This is a genomic window from Salegentibacter mishustinae (assembly GCF_002900095.1).
GTDB classification, from domain to species: Bacteria; Bacteroidota; Bacteroidia; order Flavobacteriales; family Flavobacteriaceae; genus Salegentibacter; species Salegentibacter mishustinae.
The window spans coordinates 914,288-935,260 of sequence record NZ_LLKN01000002.1 but is presented as its reverse complement, the minus strand read 5'-3'; the positions used below and the strand labels follow the sequence as shown (position 1 = coordinate 935,260).

At 37.1% G+C, this 20,973-nt stretch carries 18 protein-coding genes and 1 tRNA gene; 11 read left to right on the top strand and 8 right to left on the bottom strand.

Annotation, left to right across the window (positions count from 1 at the left end):
* Positions 1 to 112: 112 nt before the first annotated feature.
* Positions 113 to 2,524: a glycoside hydrolase family 31 protein gene (locus APB85_RS07110; RefSeq protein ID WP_057482637.1), complete on the top strand. Its 2,412-nt coding sequence runs from the start codon at positions 113 to 115 to the stop codon at positions 2,522 to 2,524.
* Here APB85_RS07110 and APB85_RS07105 read toward each other — a convergent pair whose 3' ends face one another.
* Complete coding sequence (locus APB85_RS07105) at positions 2,525 to 3,451, bottom strand: ketopantoate reductase family protein (RefSeq protein WP_057482636.1); 927 nt, start codon at positions 3,449 to 3,451, stop codon at positions 2,525 to 2,527.
* A gap of 372 nt (positions 3,452 to 3,823) precedes the next feature.
* Between APB85_RS07105 and APB85_RS07100 the strand changes: the two genes are divergently transcribed.
* The 7 genes from APB85_RS07100 to APB85_RS07070 all read left to right on the top strand — a co-directional run bounded on the left by APB85_RS07100 (position 3,824) and on the right by APB85_RS07070 (position 9,637).
* Entirely contained in the window at positions 3,824 to 4,702 is an 879-nt protein-coding gene (locus APB85_RS07100) for a cell division protein FtsX (protein WP_057482635.1), read from the top strand.
* A 268-nt stretch (positions 4,703 to 4,970) separates the two neighbouring features.
* The gene (locus tag APB85_RS07095) at positions 4,971 to 5,558 is read left to right on the top strand and encodes a YceI family protein (RefSeq protein WP_057482634.1); all 588 of its coding nucleotides are present in this window, start codon (positions 4,971 to 4,973) and stop codon (positions 5,556 to 5,558) included.
* 24 nt (positions 5,559 to 5,582) lie between these two features.
* A complete protein-coding gene (locus APB85_RS07090) occupies positions 5,583 to 6,845 on the top strand; it encodes a hypothetical protein (protein ID WP_057482633.1) in 1,263 nt (420 codons plus the stop codon).
* Between the two features lie 125 nt (positions 6,846 to 6,970).
* Complete coding sequence (locus tag APB85_RS07085; protein ID WP_057482632.1) at positions 6,971 to 7,549, top strand: YceI family protein; 579 nt, start codon at positions 6,971 to 6,973, stop codon at positions 7,547 to 7,549.
* Positions 7,550 to 7,553: 4 nt separating this feature from the next.
* Positions 7,554 to 8,828: an acetyl-CoA hydrolase/transferase family protein gene (locus tag APB85_RS07080; protein ID WP_057482631.1), complete on the top strand. Its 1,275-nt coding sequence runs from the start codon at positions 7,554 to 7,556 to the stop codon at positions 8,826 to 8,828.
* A gap of 134 nt (positions 8,829 to 8,962) precedes the next feature.
* On the top strand, positions 8,963 to 9,244 hold the full coding sequence (locus APB85_RS07075) for a hypothetical protein (RefSeq protein ID WP_057482630.1): 282 nt from the start codon (positions 8,963 to 8,965) through the stop codon (positions 9,242 to 9,244).
* A 9-nt stretch (positions 9,245 to 9,253) separates the two neighbouring features.
* Positions 9,254 to 9,637: a group III truncated hemoglobin gene (locus APB85_RS07070; protein ID WP_057482629.1), complete on the top strand. Its 384-nt coding sequence runs from the start codon at positions 9,254 to 9,256 to the stop codon at positions 9,635 to 9,637.
* A gap of 175 nt (positions 9,638 to 9,812) precedes the next feature.
* On the opposite strand, the gene APB85_RS07065 is transcribed toward APB85_RS07070, so the two are convergent.
* The 4 genes from APB85_RS07065 to APB85_RS07050 all read right to left on the bottom strand — a co-directional run bounded on the left by APB85_RS07065 (position 9,813) and on the right by APB85_RS07050 (position 13,681).
* The gene (locus tag APB85_RS07065; RefSeq protein ID WP_057482628.1) at positions 9,813 to 10,379 is read right to left on the bottom strand and encodes a carbonic anhydrase; all 567 of its coding nucleotides are present in this window, start codon (positions 10,377 to 10,379) and stop codon (positions 9,813 to 9,815) included.
* Positions 10,380 to 10,548: 169 nt separating this feature from the next.
* The gene (locus APB85_RS07060; RefSeq protein ID WP_057482627.1) at positions 10,549 to 11,292 is read right to left on the bottom strand and encodes a universal stress protein; all 744 of its coding nucleotides are present in this window, start codon (positions 11,290 to 11,292) and stop codon (positions 10,549 to 10,551) included.
* A gap of 85 nt (positions 11,293 to 11,377) precedes the next feature.
* Positions 11,378 to 12,409: a response regulator gene (locus APB85_RS07055; RefSeq protein WP_057482626.1), complete on the bottom strand. Its 1,032-nt coding sequence runs from the start codon at positions 12,407 to 12,409 to the stop codon at positions 11,378 to 11,380.
* Positions 12,410 to 12,448: 39 nt separating this feature from the next.
* Positions 12,449 to 13,681: a PAS domain-containing sensor histidine kinase gene (locus APB85_RS07050; RefSeq protein WP_057482625.1), complete on the bottom strand. Its 1,233-nt coding sequence runs from the start codon at positions 13,679 to 13,681 to the stop codon at positions 12,449 to 12,451.
* Between the two features lie 192 nt (positions 13,682 to 13,873).
* On the opposite strand from APB85_RS07050, the gene APB85_RS07045 reads away from it, so the two are divergent.
* Entirely contained in the window at positions 13,874 to 14,635 is a 762-nt protein-coding gene (locus APB85_RS07045) for a DUF481 domain-containing protein (protein WP_057482624.1), read from the top strand.
* 158 nt (positions 14,636 to 14,793) lie between these two features.
* Here APB85_RS07045 and APB85_RS07040 read toward each other — a convergent pair.
* Positions 14,794 to 14,866 (bottom strand) — tRNA-Gln (locus tag APB85_RS07040).
* Between the two features lie 236 nt (positions 14,867 to 15,102).
* On the opposite strand from APB85_RS07040, the gene APB85_RS07035 reads away from it, so the two are divergent.
* Together APB85_RS07035 and APB85_RS07030 are read left to right on the top strand one after the other, a co-directional pair.
* Positions 15,103 to 18,399, top strand: a complete 3,297-nt coding sequence (locus tag APB85_RS07035) for a DUF2723 domain-containing protein (protein WP_057482623.1) — start codon at positions 15,103 to 15,105, stop codon at positions 18,397 to 18,399.
* Positions 18,400 to 18,468: 69 nt separating this feature from the next.
* Positions 18,469 to 19,137 (top strand): polysaccharide deacetylase family protein, encoded by a 669-nt coding sequence (locus APB85_RS07030; protein ID WP_317039035.1) that lies wholly within the window; start codon positions 18,469 to 18,471, stop codon positions 19,135 to 19,137.
* Here the strand turns inward: APB85_RS07030 and APB85_RS07025 are convergent.
* Both APB85_RS07025 and APB85_RS07020 read right to left on the bottom strand, forming a co-directional pair.
* Positions 19,134 to 19,430 carry a thioredoxin family protein gene (locus APB85_RS07025; RefSeq protein ID WP_057482621.1) on the bottom strand — a complete coding sequence of 99 codons (297 nt, stop codon included), beginning with the start codon at positions 19,428 to 19,430 and terminating at the stop codon, positions 19,134 to 19,136. The two genes, APB85_RS07030 and APB85_RS07025, sit on opposite strands and share 4 nt — an antisense overlap.
* A 126-nt stretch (positions 19,431 to 19,556) precedes the next feature.
* On the bottom strand, positions 19,557 to 20,783 hold the full coding sequence (locus APB85_RS07020; RefSeq protein WP_057482620.1) for a metallophosphoesterase: 1,227 nt from the start codon (positions 20,781 to 20,783) through the stop codon (positions 19,557 to 19,559).
* Positions 20,784 to 20,973: the final 190 nt, after the last annotated feature.

Here is a 20,973-nt window from a genome sequence, read left to right as displayed (position 1 = left end):
TTAAATGAACAACAACGATATAGTTAATAAACACTCATAAGTACTTTGATAATTCTAACTTATATTTGCAAACTATTCTGTTTTTTTACCCTACAGTAATCCATTATAAAATATGATCACTAATACCGAATTAGAACAAAAAGGAAATGCATTTCCATCTAATGTAATTTCTTTCCGCAAAGATGTGGATACGCTTTATTTTACCACAGAAAACGATGTGGCTTTGCAAATTACAATTCTTAGAGATGGGTTGCTTCGATTTAGGTATTCTACAACCGGAATGTTTGCTAAGGACTTTTCTTATGCAATCACCAAATATGCGAGTATTGGTTATAACCAGCTAGATATTGAAGAAAAAGAAGATTGTTATACTATTACCACTTCGAAAATTATATGCGAGGTTTCCAGGAAAGGTTTACTCATTAAGATCTATGATAAGGCAGATGGAAGCCTTATAAACCAGGATGAACTGGGGTTTCATTGGGAAGAAAGTTATGAATTTGGAGGCGATATCGTAAAAATGAGCAAGGTCTCGCACGATGGAGAGAGCTATTTTGGTCTTGGTGATAAACCGGGGCATTTAAATTTAAAAGGAAAACGCTTCGAAAACTGGGTTACCGACTCTTATGCTTACGGAAAAGATACCGATCCTATTTATAAAACTATTCCGTTTTACACCGGGCTTCACAACAAAAAAGCCTACGGAATTTTCTTTGATAACACCTTTAGATCATATTTTGATTTTGCCCAGGAAAGAAGATTTGTAACCAGCTTTTGGGCACAGGGTGGCGAGATGAACTATTATTTTATCTACGGTCCTAAAATGACCGATGTAGTAGAATACTATACCGATCTTACCGGAAAACCAGATTTACCGCCACTTTGGGCCTTAGGATTTCACCAATGTAAATGGAGTTACTATCCTGAAAGTAAGGTAAAGGCAATCACTTCTAAATTCAGAGAATTACAAATTCCTTGTGATGCTATTTATTTGGATATTGATTATATGGAAGGTTTTCGCTGTTTTACCTGGAACAAAGAGTATTTCCCAGATCCAAAACGAATGGTGAAAGAACTTGAAGAAGATGGTTTTAAAACCGTAGCGATCATAGATCCGGGGATTAAAATTGATAAAAAATACTGGGTATACAAAGAAGGCCTGGAAAACGATTATTTCTGTAAGCGTGCCGATGGCCCTTATATTAAAGGGAAAGTTTGGCCGGGAGAATGTTATTTCCCAGATTTCACCAATCCTAAAGTAAGAGAATGGTGGTCTGGATTATTCAAAGAATTAATTGAAGAGATTGGCGTTAAGGGTATCTGGAACGATATGAACGAGCCTGCAGTGATGGAAGTACCAAATAAAACCTTTCCACACGATGTAAGACACGATTACGACGGCAATCCCTGCAGCCATAGAAAAGCTCATAATATCTACGGGATGCAAATGGCTCGTGCAACTTACCACGGCGTTAAAAAATTCTCGCATCCTAAACGCCCGTTTGTAATTACCAGGGCTGCTTATTCAGGAACTCAACGCTATACCTCTACCTGGACTGGAGATAACATTGCGAATTGGGAGCATTTGTGGATCGCTAATGTACAGGTACAGCGTCTCGCTATGTCTGGTTTTTCCTTTGCCGGAAGCGACATAGGCGGCTTTGCTGAACAACCACACGGCGAACTCTACGCAAGATGGATTCAGCTAGCAACTTTTCACCCATTCTTTAGAGTGCACTCTTCGGGAGATCACGGTGACCAGGAACCCTGGACTTTTGATGAAGATATCACCGATATAGTGCGTAAATTTATTGAATTGCGCTACCAGCTATTGCCTTATTTATACACTGCTTTCTGGGATTACACCGAAAGAGGTGTGCCTTTAATAAAATCTCTGGTGATGTTTGACCAGGAAGACGTGAACACCCATTACCGAATAGACGAATTTATTTTTGGAGATAGTATACTCGCCTGCCCTGTTCAAGAGCCTAATGCAAAAGGTAGACGTATGTATATTCCAAGAGGTGAATGGTATAATTACTGGACCGACGAAGTAGTTAAAGGCGGAAAAGAAACTTGGGTAGATGCCGATATAGACAGTATGCCTGTATTTATAAAAGAAGGTGCTATTATCCCAAAATATCCCGTTCAACAATACGTGGGAGAAAGAAAAATAGAGGAGATCACCTTAGACATTTATTACAAAAAAGGGAAAGAAGATTCCCAGTTTTTCGAAGATGCGCAAGATGGTTACGACTATACCAAAGGGCGTTTTTGCTTGAGAAGCTTTAAACTTACCGGAAGAAAAAATCAGCTGGTTATTCAGCAGCATAAAGAAGGTTCTTATGAATCTGATTGCAAGATATTCAAGTTACAGATACACGGATTGCCGTTTGAAGTGAAAAATATTCAATTGGACAATGAAACCAAATCTTTGGAACAGCTGCATAGTAACGGATGTCTTACGCTAATGATAGATGAAAACTTTTCAATTTTAGATTTAAATGGAGAAAACGAGGAATAATTAAGAATTCCTCGCCTTCTTTTCCATAGGCAGTAAACACTCGTAGATCATTTTATTTACGGGTGTTGCGATGCCTAATTTTTCGGCTTCTTTTACGATAAAGCCGTTGAAGTTTTCTAATTCTGAAGGCCGTCCCGCCATAATATCTCTTTGTGTAGAAGCCGTAGTTCCCGCCGGTTGATTTTGAATAATTTCAAAGGCTTTTTCCAGATGTCCCTCGGCTAGCGGAATTCCCTTAGCATTGGCTACCAATTTAATTTCCTGAGCGGTTTTTAGCAGTAGATCATATAAATATTCGCTTTCCCTAATTTTATCTATAGAAACCCTGGTTAATCCGCCAAGGCCACTGATAGTGGCGATAAACAGAAACTTTTTCCAAATCTCCAGCTGAATATTTTCAGGATTAAAATTAGTGATCCCGGCTTTTTCAAAAACTGTCTTTAAACGCTCAATTCTTTCTGAAGTAGAATTATCAATTTCGCCGAAAGTGATTCTCGGTTCAAAAGAAACGTGTTTTATCTTCCCGGGTTTTTCTAGAAAACTTACAATATGGCAAAGCCCGGCCAAAACATTTTGCTTCGGCAGAATTTCCAGCAGTTTTTCTACGTTATTGGCCCCGTTTTGTAGAGGCAAAACCATTGTTTCGGTAGAAATTATTGGCTTCAATTTATTTGCTACTTCCTGGATTTGCCAGGATTTCACCCCTAAAATCACCAAATCTGGAGTAGGAACTTTAGCTAATTCATCGGTAACAAGGTTTGGTTTCACTTTAAAATTCCCATTGATGCTTTCAACTTCAAGTCCGTTTTTGTTGATCGCCTCCAGGTGTTTTCTGCGGGCAATCATTGTTACATTGGAACCTGTCTGGGCAAGTTTTCCGCCAAAATAGCCGCCTACGCCACCAATTCCGAAGATTAGTATTTTCATATTATTTGTGTTTTTTCGTTGCTATATAAAAATCAACCCATCTTCCTGCAAGGTTTTTTTACACCTCGTAGGTTTGAAAAAGTTCCCAAACCTACAAGGTTGCACAAACCTTGCAGGATGTAAAATTTGGTCTCTTTCAATAAGCCAGGATTCTAAACTTATCATAACCTCTAAGTTAATGAACATATTAGAAGCTGAAACATCCCGAAGCGTCGGGACAGCTTGACGAATAATTTTTCGCAGACATCTTATAGTAGTTTTTCATTCCGAAATAAAAAATTTAATACTTCGCTAATTTTTTTAAACTTTAGACGTTTTAAAGATATTGCAAGCTTATCTTTTTTATTTTTACAAAAAATCTGAGATCGCCCTATGAGCACATCCTTTGAAAAATACCAGAAACGCCGCCTGGTATCTTCTTATTTTTCGGTAGTAATTAGTATTGCTTTAGTACTTTTTTTATTGGGAATGTTGGGATTGCTGGTTCTAAACACCAAAAAAGTAGCCGATCACTTTAAAGAACAAATTGCGCTTACGGTATATTTAAAAGATAACGCCAAAGAAGTTGAAATAGAACAACTCAAGAAAAGCCTGGCGATGGCAGATTATACCAAATCTACCACCTATGTTTCTAAAGAAGAAGCAGCCGAGGCGCATAGCAAGGAAATAGGCGAGGATTTTATGGAGTTTTTGGGTTATAATCCTTTACAGAACTCTATAGATGTTTATATGAATGCCGATTTTGTCTCTGGCGAGCAGGTAGATGAAATTGCAGCCGATCTCACTTCTAAAAACTTTGTAGATGAAGTGGTTTACGATAAACCACTTATTGCCCTTTTAAATGAAAACGTAAAGAAAATTAGTTTTTGGATACTTATTGCCAGTGGAGTTTTCACATTTATTGCGGTATTGCTTATCAACAGCTCTATTAGGCTTTCGGTTTATTCTAAACGATTTATTATAAAAACCATGCAAATGGTAGGTGCCACCAAAGGTTTTATTCGCAGGCCATTTATCTGGCAAAGTGTAAAGCTGGGAATTATTGGTGCCATAATAGCACTTATTGGAATGGCCGGTGCATTGTATTACCTTAACAATAGTTTTCCTCAGCTCGCCCTAACTTCAGATGTAAAACTACTTGCGGGCCTTTTTATAGGAATTTTTCTGTTGGGCATATTCATTACCTGGTTAAGTACATTTTTCGCCACTTCGAGATTTCTAAACCTAAAAACCGACGAGCTTTATTACTAAAAAGCGAGTTTTTATCCCCCTTTTTCTTCAGAAATAGAATTATCTCGATATAATTTCTAGCCTATTTTGCTGTTTTTTCAGCAGAAATATTTTTTTTATTTTGGTATCGCGAAAACGTTTTAGCCGCTGCAAACCCCTGTAAATACTATAATCCCTTTTAGTATGGCCCAAAATAGTCTTTGTAAGAAATATTCTCAAACCTGACTCTCGTCATAAATTCTGCTGCATTTCTACCCCAACTTTGTACCAAACTTAAAAACCTAATATCATGAAAGTTTTAAAATCATACCAAGTAATACTTACAGGCGTATTTTTTATGTTGCTAACCGCGGGAAGCATGGTTGGCCAAAATTTTAGAATGGATAATTCCTCAGAAATTATTGTTGAAGGAACTTCTAATATCCACGATTGGGAAATGAAGGCAAATTCTAAAAAAGGAGGCGCCACAATCACTACCGAAGATGGTAAGCTTACAGGAATTTCCAGCCTACAGGTTACCGTTCCTGCTGAAAGTTTAGATAGCGGAAAAGGCGGAATGGACAAAAATGCCTATAAAGCGCTTAATACCAGCGAATATAAAAATATAGAATTTAAACTGGACGAAGTTAAAAAGATTGAAGCTCAGGGAAGCGACTCCTACAAAGTGAACGGTCTTGCAACTTTAAAAATTTCAGGGGTTTCTAAACAAGTTCCGGTAGCGTTTACAGTAAAACTTAGTGGAAATAAATTACAAATTAATGGTGAACAAAAAATCAATATGACTCATTACAAAGTAGACCCTCCTACTGCTATGTTTGGAACAATTACCACAGGAGAAGACCTAACTATTAAATTCAAATCAACATTTTCTAAATAACTATTCAATTTAAAAACCATTACAATGAAAAATTCAATTAAATATTTCGGAATTGCCCTTATGATGGCCGCAGGCTTTCAAGCACAGGCACAAGACAGGGACCTTGACAACTACAGGGCTCCAGATAAACGGGGAATAAACGTTTTTGAAGCTCCTAAAGACACCATTACAAGCTTCGATGGAGTTCACGTTAGAGTTGGTGGTGCTTCTACCATCCAGTTCCAGTCTTTAGATCACGAAAACACCTTAGGAACTCTTCCAGATCTTGAAGGAAACTTTAACCTGGCTACTGCTAACCTAGACCTTGATGTATTACTTTATGATGGTGTGAGAATGCACTTGAGAACTTATCTTTCTTCTCAAAACCACGAAGATGCCTGGGTAAAAGGTGGATATATACAGATCGATAAATTAGACTTCATAAATGAAGGATTTGCAGAAGGTCTTATGGATCATATGAGAATTAAGATTGGGCACATGGAAAACAACTATGGTGATGCTCACTTTAGAAGAACCGATAACGCTCACTCACTTCACAACCCATTTGTAGGAAACTATTTAATGGATAGTTTTACTACCGAAGTTGGTGCTGAAGTATATATGTTCAACGGCCCATGGTTAGGTATGGTAGGATTCACCAACGGTAAACTAAACCAGTCTACTGCCGGTAACGGTGAGACAGATCCTTCTTTCCTTGCTAAATTAGGATATGATAATCAATTTAATGAAGACTTTAGATTTAGATTAACTGGATCTCTTCTTTACAGTGGACGTAACTACGGACGTGGTAACTACCTTTACACAGGTGACCGTGCCGGTACTCGTTACTATAACGTAATGACTGATGTTGATGGAAACGGACCTGGTTTTAGAGCTGGACGTATCAATCCATCTTTCAAAAATGAGATGACATCTGTAATGATCAACCCATTCATTAAGTATGGTGGACTTGAATTCTTCGGAATCATTGAAACTATTAGTGGGCAGGATGCAAACGATACAGATACAAGAACATACAACCACTATGCTGGTGAACTTATCTACAGATTTGGTGCCGATGAAGATTTCTACCTTGGAGGTCGTTACAGTACAGTAGACGGGGAACTGAACAGTAATACTGATATTAGTGTAAACCGCTTTCAATTAGGTGCAGGTTGGTTCTTAACTAAAAACATCCTTGCTAAGTTGGAATATGTTAACCAGGAATACAACGACTATCCTACAGGAGACATATACAATGGAGGACAATTCAACGGAATTACGCTAGAAGCAGCGATTAGTTTTTAAGTTGAATGTTGAGCCCCGGATGTTATCTCTAAGAGATTCGCCGGGGCTTTTTATTTCCTATTTTCTGTAATTTTTATGTGAAAATTGTATTGCGTATATTATAATAACACCCTAATTCAATCAGTATGAAAACTTACTTTCTATTATTCTTGACGCTGTTTTTTACCATTCCAGGGATAGCCCAAACTGATTTTGAAACCAGGGAAATTACAATTCTACCCAACAGTAATCTTAGTATTTCTGGGACTACCAATATCAATGACTTTGAATGTGACTTTAATCCGCTCTACTTCAAAAACGAAAGCTTTAAGGTTCATTATATTGATAAAGCACGTAGCCTCATATTTAAAAACAGTATTCTTACCCTTGAAAATCAAAATTTTGACTGCGGACATAGAAAAATCAATAATGATTTTCATAAGCTTCTTAAAACTGAAAAATACCCGGAGATTTTTTTAAAAATAAAAAAAATAGACCTAAACCGAGAGGAAGAGGCCACCGTAACGCTAAGTTTTACCATTGCGGGAATTGAAAACGATTACCGTTTTCCAATTGAAATAACCTGGGAGAACCAGGTTCGTTTTAAAGGAAAATTAGATCTAAACATCAAAGATTTTAATTTACAAGCACCTACCAAAATTTTTGGCCTAATTGTAATTGATGAAGAGATTGAGATCGATTTTAATCTGAATATTCAAACTTAGCATTGTGAAAAATCCAAAAATATTATCCGCACAACAAGCCGTTGCTAGCGTAAATTCCGGTAATCGTATTTTTATTCAGGGTGCAGCAATGACCCCAATTAAATTAATTGATGCCTTATGTGAGCGATATAATGAGTTATCAGATGTAGAAATTCTTCAAATTCATACTGAAGGTAACGCCAAATATACGGAAGAACCTTATTCGAAAGCTTTTAACATAAACTCTTGCTTTGTTGCAGGCAATGTAAGAAGCGCAGTTAATTCTAATAAAGGAGCCTATATCCCAATTTTCTTAAGTGAAATTCATAATCTTTTCCGAAGAAATCTTCTTCCATTAGATGTTGCATTCATCCAGGTGTCACCACCAGATAAACACGGCTATTGCTCACTTGGAACATCGGTAGATATAACTTTACCCGCTATTCAAACGGCGAAAAAAGTAATTGCCCAAATAAACCCAAAAGTTCCAAGAACTCACGGAGATGGAATCATTCACATTAGCCAAATTGATGCAGCCATAGAAGTAGATGAACCTATTTTTGCTACCTCAATAGCCACTCCTACACAAATTGAACAGGCAATTGGAAAACACGTAGCCAGCTTAATTGAAGACGGCGCCACCTTGCAAATGGGCATTGGCGGAATCCCGAACGTGGTTTTAAACAATTTAAAAAACCATAAAAACCTGGGAATACATACCGAAATGTTTTCTGATGGCATTTTACCACTTGTTAAATCTGGAGTAATAACCGGGAAAAACAAAGAGATAAAAACCGGGAAACTGGTCACTTGTTTCGCTATAGGTTCGCCTGAATTATATGACTTTATAGATGACAATCCAATAGTCCATTTTAAAGAAGCTGCATATACAAATGATACCGCAATTATTCGGAGGAACCCTAAGGTGACCGCAATAAACTCGGCTATAGAAATAGATCTAACCGGCCAGGTTTGCGCCGACACCATTGGGAAATATCAATTCTCTGGAGTTGGCGGGCAAATGGATTTTATAAGAGGCGCAGCTCTTTCTGAAGGTGGCAAACCTATTATCGCTATGCCTTCCATCACCAAAAACGGGGTTTCAAAAATAGTTCCTTTTCTCAAAGAAGGCGCAGGTGTAACCACTACCAGGGCGCACGTGCATTATATAGCTACAGAATACGGCGTGGTAAATCTCTACGGAAAAAACCTTAGGCAAAGAGCCAAAGAACTTATTTCTATAGCGCATCCAGATCATAGGGAACAACTGGAAAAAGAATCGTACACCCAGTTTAGATAAAAGAATATTTTTAATGATTTTAAAGCCTGAAGAAACTCAACTTTCTTCAGGCTTTTTTTCGGTTCTTATGATTTTACTCATAAAAAAACTACTGTTGTCCCTTTAATTTTACGCCAGAATTAAAAATTAAAATCATGAAACTTTACAAGAATTTACTAGTCGATTTTGAAGAGATGAGCTTGGGATATTCAGCAATGGGAATTATAGCTTCCAGTTGTTTAGGATCTGTAGCGGCTATGCTAATTTTAATGAACGGACACAGCTTTTTAGATATGTTTCAACTATTTATTGTTGTGGTAGCCTGTATGGGTTTTAACACGGTAATTTTAGCGCAATTCAAATCTAAAGTTGTTTTTAATGCTCTGTTACTAAGCCTTGCTATTTCCACTACCTTTATTCTTATAAATATTTTTTAAATACTTTTTATGTCTGGTGATATTAAAACCCGGGAAGATGTTTTTTTACTTGTTTCCGGGTTCTATAAAAAAGTAAGGCAAAACCCTGAAATTGGTCATTTTTTTAATGAGGTTATACAGGATTGGGATGCACATCTCGAAAAGTTAACCGATTTCTGGGAAAGCAACCTCTTTTTTAAAGCACTTTATACAGGGAACCCGCAAAAAGTTCATGTTAAGGTAGATCAGGAAAATCACCAGGAAATTTCTTCCTATCATTTTGGAATATGGCTAAACCTATGGTTTGAAACTATAGACGAATTGTTTGAGGGCGAACTAGCCAACCGGGCTAAAAACAACGCTCGTAAAATGTCTTCTCATTTATATTTAAAGATGTTTCAGGCAAGAAAATAGATTATATAAAAAGGTTAATTTCGTCAAGCTGAACTGGTTTCAGCTTCTAATATCTTTCGATTCAAACGACTTAGATCCTGAAACAGGTTCAGGATGACGTTTTTTTCATTTAAACTGAACAAAAAAAGCCCTAAAAGCAGATACTTTTAGGGCTTTTGTTATGAAATAAATATATTTATAGAAAATCTACTTTCCCGGAATCGAGATTATAATAAGCCGGTACAATTTTTAATTTTCCGCTATCTACAGCGTCTTTAATTATCGTAGAACGTCTGGTAAGTTCTTCGGCAGTTAAGTGTGCATTTTTCTTCACTACCTCATTTACAGTCGCATCTTTTTTAGAGGCTGCAATAGCAGGAGCAATATGGGAAACAAGATGATTTAAATTATAGCCATTATCGCCTCCACTCATAGCAGCATTAACAGCACCACAGCTTTCATGTCCCATTACTACAATAATTTCGGTCCCCAAAATCGCTACAGCATATTCCATACTGGCAATAGAGGAGCTATTGGCAATATTTCCCGCTACCCTCACGGTAAACAATTCTCCAAGGCCTGTGTCAAAAGCAAGTTCTGGCACTACACGGCTATCGGCACAGCTCAAAACAATAGCGTAAGGTGACTGCCCGCCGGTTAACTCTTCTCTTCGGGATTTATCCTGTAATTTCCCCTCCTTTTTATCCTCAATAAAACGTTGATTACCTTCTTTTAATCTATTTAATACTTCCTCTTTAGTCATAATTTCCTCTTTAAAAATTTTAATTTTTTCCTGCGGAACTAAAAGCGCAAAATTGCTTTAATCCTTAATTCATAAACATAGGGCTTTCTGCTATATTTAGCAAAAACACAAGCGCTTAAAGGTTAGATTTTAATAGGTTAAGAGCAAACTTTAACCAAAACTTATAAGATTACCCGTGAAGTATAAGTACAGGAAGATTTTGCTTTCTTTTTCCCACAGTAGAAAGCCTGTTTAAAAGCTTTTCGGTAATATGAAGTTGACGGGCAAAAAATACGATTAGATTGGCCTTAGCATTCGCTTCTGGCCAGAACTTATCCAGAAAATCTGATTCTTTTTTTAAGGTTTGGCGATGAAGCTCGTAATTAACCGACTTGAAATCCTCAATATTCGCTCCCGAATTATTTAGATCGAATTCCCAAACATTTAGCGATACATTTTCTGTTACCGGCAGCTTTTGCAATAACTGTAACGCCTGGGTATTTACCGGAAAACGTAAATCTAAAGGAAGATATAATTGCTCCCATTGCTCAAAATCGCAGTTTGGCACCACCAACACCGGGCATTTCACTTTCTTTACTACGTTACAGGTATTTCCTCCAAGCCCCTGAAAATTAGAAGTATTTTTTCCTGAAGCTCCCATCACTATTATATCAATTCGTTTTTCTATAACAGCTTTTCGAGTTGCGTTAATAAGATTATCGGAAAAAGGAAGAGCTGAAAAACAATGCTGCTTCGCCGCAGGCTGTTTCTTAAGTTTACCTACCAATTCTGAAAGAGCCTCATCCATTTGTGCAGCTTCCCCATTAGAAGCATGGAGCACATAAAAATTAGATGGCCCAGGCGTAGAGTTTAGGGCATACCTGGCAGCATTATAGGCCTGAGCAGAAAAGTCTGTAAGTATTAAAACATTCATGGGCTTGAAATTTCAGCGCTAATTTTGGCCAAAAATAGTTTGAAAGATCAATCCCAAATATGATTCCCGTCAGGTCTTCGAAAAATTAACTAATACGCTCCAGTTTTTCGGCGTCTAAGAGCTTGACATTTCGCCCTTCAATCTCTATTAGTCCTTCTTTTTTAAAATCTGAAAGAGTTCTTATTAAAGTTTCTGAGGCTATACCTGCAACTCCCGCCAGGTCGGCGCGGGAGATCCTAATGCTGTGCAAAGGATTTTTCTTTATTTTATGAGCGAATAGCAAAATGGTGCGTGCAGTTTTTCTTCTCACCGAAGCATAGGCAATTTCCATTAATTGCTCTTTTACACCCATTAAATGATCGCCCATTTCCTGCAATAATTCCATGCTAATATTGCTGTTATTCTTCAGAATACCACGCAAATTATCTTTGGAAACCACGTAAAGCAAACTGTCTTCTAAAGCTGTGGCGTACTCTCCATAAGCCGAATTTTTATTAAAGCTAAGGTTTCCAAAAAAGTCATCTTCTTTGTACAATTCAGTGATCATCTCTTTCCCCCTGCTATCAAATTTATGAGCTTTTACCACGCCGCGGCCTACCATATAAAAATGAAGCGAAGATTTTCCTTCTTCATAAATACTCTCACCGGCTTTAAACTGTATTTGTTCCCGGTTTCTCATCATTTCCCTAAAAGCAGATAAATTTTGTACAGATTCACCCTCATCTTCATTTTTCTGAGATTGTAAGATTTCTACTTTCGCTAATCTACTTTCAATTGCACTTAAGAGATCTTCTTCTTCAAAAGGTTTGGTTAGATAGTCGTCTGCTCCAAGATCCATTCCTCTTCTTACATCTTTATGCTCGGTTTTTGCGGAAAGAAAAATAAAAGGAATTCCTTTTGTGGTAGGATCTTCAGATAACCTACTAAGCACATCGTAGCCATCTAGCTCTGGCATCATAATATCGCACACAATAATATCTGGAATTTCTTCTTTGGCTTTATCTACGCCTTTTTTTCCATCGGGCGCGGTTACTACTTCATAATTTGAGAGTTCCAGCAATTCGGCTGTATTCTCCCTAACGGTTACATCGTCTTCAATTAAAAGTATTTTCTTCATTTCAAACTATTTTCAATGTTCACCAACAAAAACTGGTGACTATCTATTTTGGTTAGGTAATGTTACGGTAAATTTAGTGCCTTTATTTTCTACACTTTCAAAAAATATGGTGCCGCCCATATTTTCTACGTGCACCTTTACAATATTGAGCCCAATCCCGGTTCCCTGGTTTAGCAGGGCATTTTCAGCCCTAAAATAACGCTCAAAGATATGCTTCTGATCTTTCTGCGGAATTCCCATTCCTTCATCCTCTACTTCAAAAATAATCTTTTTATCCTTCGGAAATATTCTGAAATATATCGTGGAATCTTCTGGCGAATATTTAATAGAATTCCCGATTAAATTTGAAAGAATGAGTTCCAGGATCTTTTCATCCTGATATAGGGTAACATCTTCCATGTCATTATCATACTCTATTTCCTGCCCGTGTTTAAGTGTTACATTGGCATTGTAAATCACCTCGTTCACTAACTTATTAAGACTAAATGCAGTGTATTTATAATTTACATTACCAGATTCCAGGCGCTCCAGCGAAAGGAAATCGTTTAGAATATTATTGAGATAATGCACCTTGTTTTTTATGGTGGTAAGGTGCTTTGTACGTTTCTCCTGTTGTTCGGTTTGGGTATATTTTTCGGCTAAAGTGGCCGAAGTAAGTATTCCGCTTAGCGGGGTTTTAAATTCGTGTGAAACCAGGGAAAGAAATTTCGTTTTTAATTCATTGAGTTCTTTTTCCTGTTTTAAGGCCAGTTTAATTCGTTTTTCCGCCTCTTTTCTTTTTGAAATTTCCTTCTCCAGGTCATCAACCGTATTACTAAGTTCCTGGGTTCTTATCTTTATTTTATCCTCCAATTCAGCATTCAATTCTCTAATTTGACGCTGGTTTTCTTTTCTAATCGTAATATCTACAATTAAAGACATTACAAAGCGCTCACCATCTACCTTAAACGGATTCAATCCTGCTTCAACAGGAAATTGCGTTCCGTTTTTTTTCACTCCAAAAAGATCCCTTCCGTGGCCCATCTGTCTCTTTTCGCTATGAGCCATAAACTTATCGAAATGTTCATGATGGTTGGCTTTATATTGTTTAGGAATAAGGATATTGAGGTTTGCTCCTACAAGCTCTTCTTTTTGGTACCCGAACATCTCCAGGGCAGCCTTGTTTGCGGTAACGATTGTTTGCTGATCGTTTACCACCACAACACCCTCTGAAGCCGCTTCGAATAAGGTATTAAATACTTGCTCGTTTTCTTTAAAAAATTCTAAAGCCACATTTTATTGGTTAGGATTTATGGAAACTAAATTACAAAGTGTTGAACGAATTATTAAGAAAACGGGATCTTAATTTTTTAAGAAAAAACTAGAAACAGGTATTATTTTTACAATTCAGCTAAAATTAAGGAATTAGATATTTGTCTTTTTACATATAGTGCCTAGTTTTTATCTTTGCCCCAAATAGACCTAATGTTCAAAAGATTTCTTTTTCTCCTTTTACTCTGCCCAATTTTTGCAAACGCCCAATTAGTAAACATAGAAACTAAAAGACTTCAAACCGATTCTTCTCGTTTTGTATTGAATGCCGATTTTGCTTTTAACCATTCTAATAATGATGGACTAGCGGTAAATCAACTAAATGGAACGCTTACCACGCAATTAAAATCTAAAGATTTAAGGAAAATCTATCTTTTTTTAGGGAACTACAAATTAATAGATGCTGAAGAAGGAAATTTACAGAACTCCTGGTTTCTACATACAAGATTTAATTACAAATTCAGCAACCTATTGAGACTGGAGGCTTTTCTCCAGGGACAATACAATCAACTTTTGGTGGTAGAACAAAGAAACCTGGTTGGTGCAGGTTTAAGGATGAAATGGATGGACCGGGAATATTTTACAGGTTACCTGGGAAACAGCTATTTGTATGAGGTAGAATATAGCGACAGGGCTGGTTCAACAAATTATAATCATAGAAATAGCACCTACTTATCAATTTCCTATCTCTCCAAATCTAATAGATTTTCTATCACTAATACCGTTTACTATCAACCACTTTATAGAAATTTAGAGGATTACAGGATTCTAAAACAATTCAGGCTGGATATTCCGCTGGCAAATTGGTTTAAGGTTTTTATGATCTACGATTATTATTTTGACAGTAAAACACCTTTAAACACCAGGGAATATACTTCACAACTACAAATTGGGGTAGGATTTAATCTTAGCTAATGCTTTTCCGTTATTACGAAAGAAGGAATAAAGCGTAATTATAAATTGCCACGTTGGCTAACGCCTCCTCACAATGACGCACTTTTTAGAAATATGTGCCGGGCAAATTATTCCAAAAAACAAAAAACCGAACTCTTTTCAGAATTCGGTTAATTTTGTTGGCCTACTAGGGCTCGAACCTAGACTCTTCTGGACCAAAACCAGACGTGTTGCCAGTTACACCATAGGCCATTGCTGTAATGCGGATGCAAATTTAAAACAAAGTTTCTATTGCGCAAACTTTTTCTTTAAAAAATGAAGAGTATTTTTTTATCAGCTCAATTTTGCCTTAAATTCTCGAAAAACAAATTTTGTAAAACAGCTTTATTTTCAGTCTTTTCAGAAAATATTTCGTTTTAAAGTCCGTTACTAAAACATTCTTATTTTTATTATTAAATTCGCCACATAAGATTCAATTTTACTCAAAAATGACAGATTTTAGCTTCAGGAAGTGGAATAAAATATTAGGATGGCTGGTATTTTTAATTGCACTTACTACTTACACCCTAACACTGGAACCAACAGCAAGCTTTTGGGATGCAGGAGAATACATTGCAACTTCCGCAAATCTTGAAGTAGGTCATCCGCCGGGAGCGCCTTTATACCAAATGCTGGGTGCATTCTTTTCTACATTTGCGACCGATAATTCGCAGGTAGCGCTAATGGTAAACTTTATGTCTGGAGCCGCCAGTGCTTTTGCAGTACTTTTCATGTTCTGGTCCATAAGTTTATTGGTTTTAAAAATAGCGGGACCAGTTGACAAACTTAATCCCGCCAATAAAATGGCTGTTTTAGGTAGCGCTCTTGTTGGATCTTTAGCATTCACTTATACTGATAGTTTTTGGTTCAGTGCCGTAGAGGCCGAAGTTTATGCTATGGCGGCCTGCATTATGGCTCTTCTTTTCTACTTAGGTTTGCTATGGGAACGCGATATGTTTAAACCTCGTGGAAATCGCTGGCTAATTTTAATCTCATTAGTGGTAGGCTTATCTTTTGGAGTCCACTTTTTAGGACTGCTTACTATTCCGGCTATCGGCTTTTTATATTTCTTCAAAAATTATAAAAAGGTTACTGTTAAGAATTTTATTATAGCAAATATCGTAGTAGTTGCAGTTTTGATGTTCATTTTTAAACTACTTCTGCCTTACACGCTTACTTTCTTTGCCGCTTCAGAATTGTTCTTTACCAATTCGCTTGGTCTACCGTTTAACACCGGTACCGTAATCGCGCTTTTAGTGATTGTAGCCATCTTTTACTTCGGAATTAATTATACCCGAAAGAAAAACTATTTTCAGCTAAACACCTTATTCCTTTGTATCCTGTTTATCCTAATTGGATTTTCAAGTTGGGTAATGCTTCCTATAAGATCTAATGCACCTACAGTTATTAATGAAAACAGTCCCGATAATGCTCGTGAATTACTAGCCTATTACAACCGGGAACAATATGGGGAAACACATTTATTTTACGGCCCGCAGTTTTCTGAAATGTATGCAGGTTTAGATGAAGACAATCCTTACTCTGATGCCAAGCCCAAATACGAAAAAGACGAAGAGGCCGGAAAATATATTATTGTAAACGATTATAAGAATGCCAGGCAAAACCTGGATGATTCCCATAAAGCTTTCTTACCAAGAATGTGGAGTTCGCAACACGCGGCAAATTATATGGATTTTACCGGGCCGCTGGATTTTACCATAAAACAGGAATACCAGGGAGAAGAAAGGCTGGTTAGTGCGGTAAATGAATTTCAGAACCGTTATGCGCAGGGAGAACTCGACAATAGTGATTATCATAATTTCTTACGCCAATTCGGGGACTACCTGAATGTAGAAAAACCATCTTTCGCTTCTAATATTGGCTATTTATTAGAATACCAGATCGGTTATATGTACTGGCGTTATTTTATGTGGAATTTTGTTGGACGCCAGGACGACAACCAGGGAAAATATACCGACATGAACGGGAACTGGATCAGCGGTATCGATTTTATAGACGAGATGCACGTTGGCCCTCAGGACAACCTTCCAAGTGACGTTAAGAACAATAAAGCGAGAAATACGTACTATTTTCTTCCGTTAATTTTAGGTTTAATTGGGCTCGTTTTTCAGTTTAAACGAGATAAAAATAACTTCTGGGTATTACTCGTGTTTTTCCTTTTCACAGGAATCGCTCTAAAAATATACCTTAACGAAAGACCTTTTGAGCCACGTGAGCGTGATTATGCCTTAGTAGGTTCTTTCTACGTTTTTGCGATTTGGATTGGTTTTGGAGCCTATGCCCTCTTTGATTGGGCCAAGAAATTCCTAAAACCAAAGCTTGCGGCGCCAATTGTAATTGCTGCTTCACTACTAGCGGTGCCGGTGCTTTTAGCTTCCGAAAATTGGGACGATCACGACCGCAGTGGTAGAGATACTACCCTTACTATGGCCAAAATGTACCTGGATTCTATAGATGAAAACGGTATAATCTTCACCATAGGAGATAACGATACTTTCGCGCTATGGTATGTGCAGCAAATTGAACGCTACCGCACCGACGTAAGGATTGTAAATACCAGCCTTTTTGCTACAGATTGGTACATAGACCAAATGAAGCGAAAAGCATTTGAGAGTGATCCAATCCCTTCACAATTTGAAAATGAAGATTACAACGGTGTTAATGACGCTGTGTTTGCGAAAGAAGTAACTAAGGATACCATTCCGCTTAAAACCTGGTTAAATTATATTCAGAATGATGATCCAAGAACTCAGGCCGAGTTACAAAGCGGACAGATGATAAATACTTTCCCTACAAAAAATGTAAGTATTCCGGTTGATAAGGAAACTGTTTTGGAAAATGGAATTGTAGATGAACGTTTTGCCGATCAAATTGTAGATGAAATTGTTATTAATCTAGATACCCAGGTTATTTACAAAAACACTCTGATGATGCTGGATATTCTTGCTAATAATAATTGGGAAAGGCCAATTTATTTCTCTGGCGGAAGCTTTAAAGACGAAGATTACCTCTGGATGAAAGAATACCTTCAACTAGAGGGAGTTGCTTATAAATTAGTGCCGATTAAAACTCCGGTAGATCCTAGAAATCCTTACGATATGGGACGTATCAATACAGATAAAATGTATGATATTGTGATGAACTGGGATTGGGGTAATATGGGATCAGACGATATTTACCACGACCCCGAAACTCGTAGAAATTCTATTACCTACAGGAGTAACCTGGCCAGGCTGGTAGAAAACCTGCTAAACGAGCAAGATACCACGAGAGCAAAAAAAGTACTTGATCTTGCTATGGAGAATATGCCGGTAGAACATTATAATTACTACGCTTTACTGGAGCCTTATGTTACCGGATATTATGAAGTTGGTGAACCCGAAAAAGCCAGGGAGATCTGGGAAAAAATCGCCACGCATTATAAAGAAAATTTAGCCTATTACGGCAGCTGGGATATAGATAGACAATACCGTTACTTTAACGAAATTGTATCTAATATTGAACGCTATAGAGCCCTGATAGATTTACTTGTAGTGCATCAGGATGAAGAAATGCTGGAAGAAAAAGCCGATGAGTTTAATGAACACCTGGAAATGTTTCGCCATTTTTATGGAGAGGAAGAAGAAATAACTCCGGCAGAGCCAGAAGAAACATTAATTGAAGAAGGAATGAATTCCGAATTAAATGGAGGAAATAATTCACTCAGAATAGATTCTTCGGAATAAGAGCTATTCCAATTTTAAACACAAACCTGTAGAGCCATATCGCTTTACAGGTTTTTTTATAGTTAAAAATTGTACTTTAAACAATCGTTCTATTTACCATTCTATATGAACCCGTTTTTCATCAAATATCCTTTTGTTCTAAAGAAACTCTACCCCAATAGAATCACCAAAATTAAAGCCGAAAAATCCATTTATCTCACCTTTGATGATGGCCCAATTCCTGAAATCACACCCTGGGTTTTAGATACTTTAAAACAGTATAACGCAAAAGCCACTTTCTTTTGTATAGGAGATAATATTAGAAAAAATCCTGGAGTTTTTCAGCAAATATTAAAAGAAAAACATAAGATAGGTAACCACACATTTAATCATTTAAATGGGTGGAAAACTTCCAAAGAAAAATATATTGAAAATACGCTTTTGGCAGAAAAAGAAATTGAAAGATTTAGCCCTCAAAAAACCAAACTCTTTAGACCCCCTTTCGGAAAGATCAAAAACTCAGAGGCTGCAAAACTTGTAAAGCAGGATTATACGATAGTGATGTGGGACGTTATTAGCGGGGATTTTGATTCCAGGATATCTAAAAATAAATGTTTGGAGAATGTGCTGAAAAATGCTTCAGCAGGAAGCACTATTGTTTTTCACGACAGTATTAAAGCTTCAGAAAGTTTAAAATTCGCGCTACCAAAGGTATTGGATTATTATGCTGAAAAAGGCTTTGATTTTAAAGCGCTTTAAACATATTCTTTAAGAATGCCTACAAGTGTTGCAGCGTCCTGTTCACCGCTTTGACGCCACTTCATCTCCCCAGATTTATAGATCATAAGAGTAGGTAAAGTCTTTACCCTAAGCGCTTCTGCAAGCTGGGAATTTTTATCTACGTCTATTTTTATCACCTTTACCTTGTTACCCATTGAAGCGGCAACTTCCCGCAACACCGGGTTCATAGCTTTCGAATCCTCGTTCCATTCGGTATAAAAATCCAACAACACCGGAATATTGAGATCTATTAGTTCACCAAATTTTGACATGTAGCTTATTCTTTAAGTTAAATTTTATCCTCAATTTCATTTTTTAAAACGAGGTTAATAATCTCTATACTTACCTGGTTAATTTTCCGGAGAAATCACTAACTCAAATATAGTAAATTCTTCAGATTATGCAGGTTTTGGGCCTTTTTTGAGTTCAATTACACTTATTTCTGGCCAAATTCCCACTCTTCCGGGAAAAGCCAAATAACCAAATCCGCGATTTACATTAATATAACGACCAAATTCCTCATATATTCCAGCCCAGTTTTGGTATCGATACTGCACAGGACTCCACTTGAACCAGCCTGGAATCTCAATTCCAAACTGCATGCCGTGGGTATGCCCGCTAAGCGTTAAATGATAATTATTTTTATCCTTTTTAATCTTTTCCTGCCAGTAAGAAGGATCGTGACTCAATAAAACTTTAAAATCTTTTTCACTCAATCCTGCTCCTGCTTTATCGAGATCACCTTCTTTTTTGAATCCGCCGGCACCCCAGTTTTCGACACCTACTAGAGCAATCTTTTCTCCGTTTCGCTCAATAAGTTTATGCTCATTTAGCAAAAGTTTCCATCCCATTTTAGCGTGAGTATCTTTTAAGGTGTCTAAGTTTTGCTTTTTTGCTTCGGGAGAGCTCCAGCTTTTATAATCTCCGTAATCGTGATTTCCAAGAATAGAATAAACACCGTCTTTAGCCTTTATTTGCCCAAACAATTCTTTCCATGGTTCCATTTCTGAAGCTTCGTTATTTACCAAATCCCCGGTAAAAACCACCATATCGGTTTCCTGTTCATTAAGAAGATCTACCCCGTATTTTATCTTTTTTTTATTATCAAAACTTCCACTATGAATGTCGCTAATTTGCGCTAGCCGGTACCCATCAAAAGCTTCTGGCAGATCATCAAAATAAAGGGTGTAATTAAGCACCCTAAAATTATACCTGCCCTGGTACATTCCATATAAAACCGAAGCTAGTGGAATGGCAGCGATCCCCATGGCCAACTGACTCAAAAATTTTCTCCTGGATGGCATTGAAAATTCTCCTTTTACAGAAAATAATTTCTCAAATCCACCGGCACCCAATCTAAAAATATCTTCCCCGAACATTATTAAAGTCAGGATAAGTTTAAAAAGCAATACCGAAAGTAAAAACCCGAAAGCATAGCCTCGTGCCCCCGTGAGTACGCTCCCTTCTACCGGTGTTAACCATTGATAAAGAAAGTTAGCAAATACCGCAAGGGTAACCACAAAATACAGGATTACCACCCAGTAATTTCGGGTTATGGTTTTTAATGCCTGGTAGGCATAAATCTCGATTAATAAGAAAAAAACTATAAAAATTATCCAACGCATGAGCAATCCTAAATTTTTGCGAATATACTTTTAATCATCACTTTATAAATTTGGTTTAGGTTTAATTTAACGCCTGTCACAAGCCAAAACCCTAAATTGATTTGAACCTAAATAGTGCCAGAAATGTTGTTTAGCTATAAAATTTGACTATACCCTCAATAAGAAGTATTTTTCAGGGCTTTTCAATTAT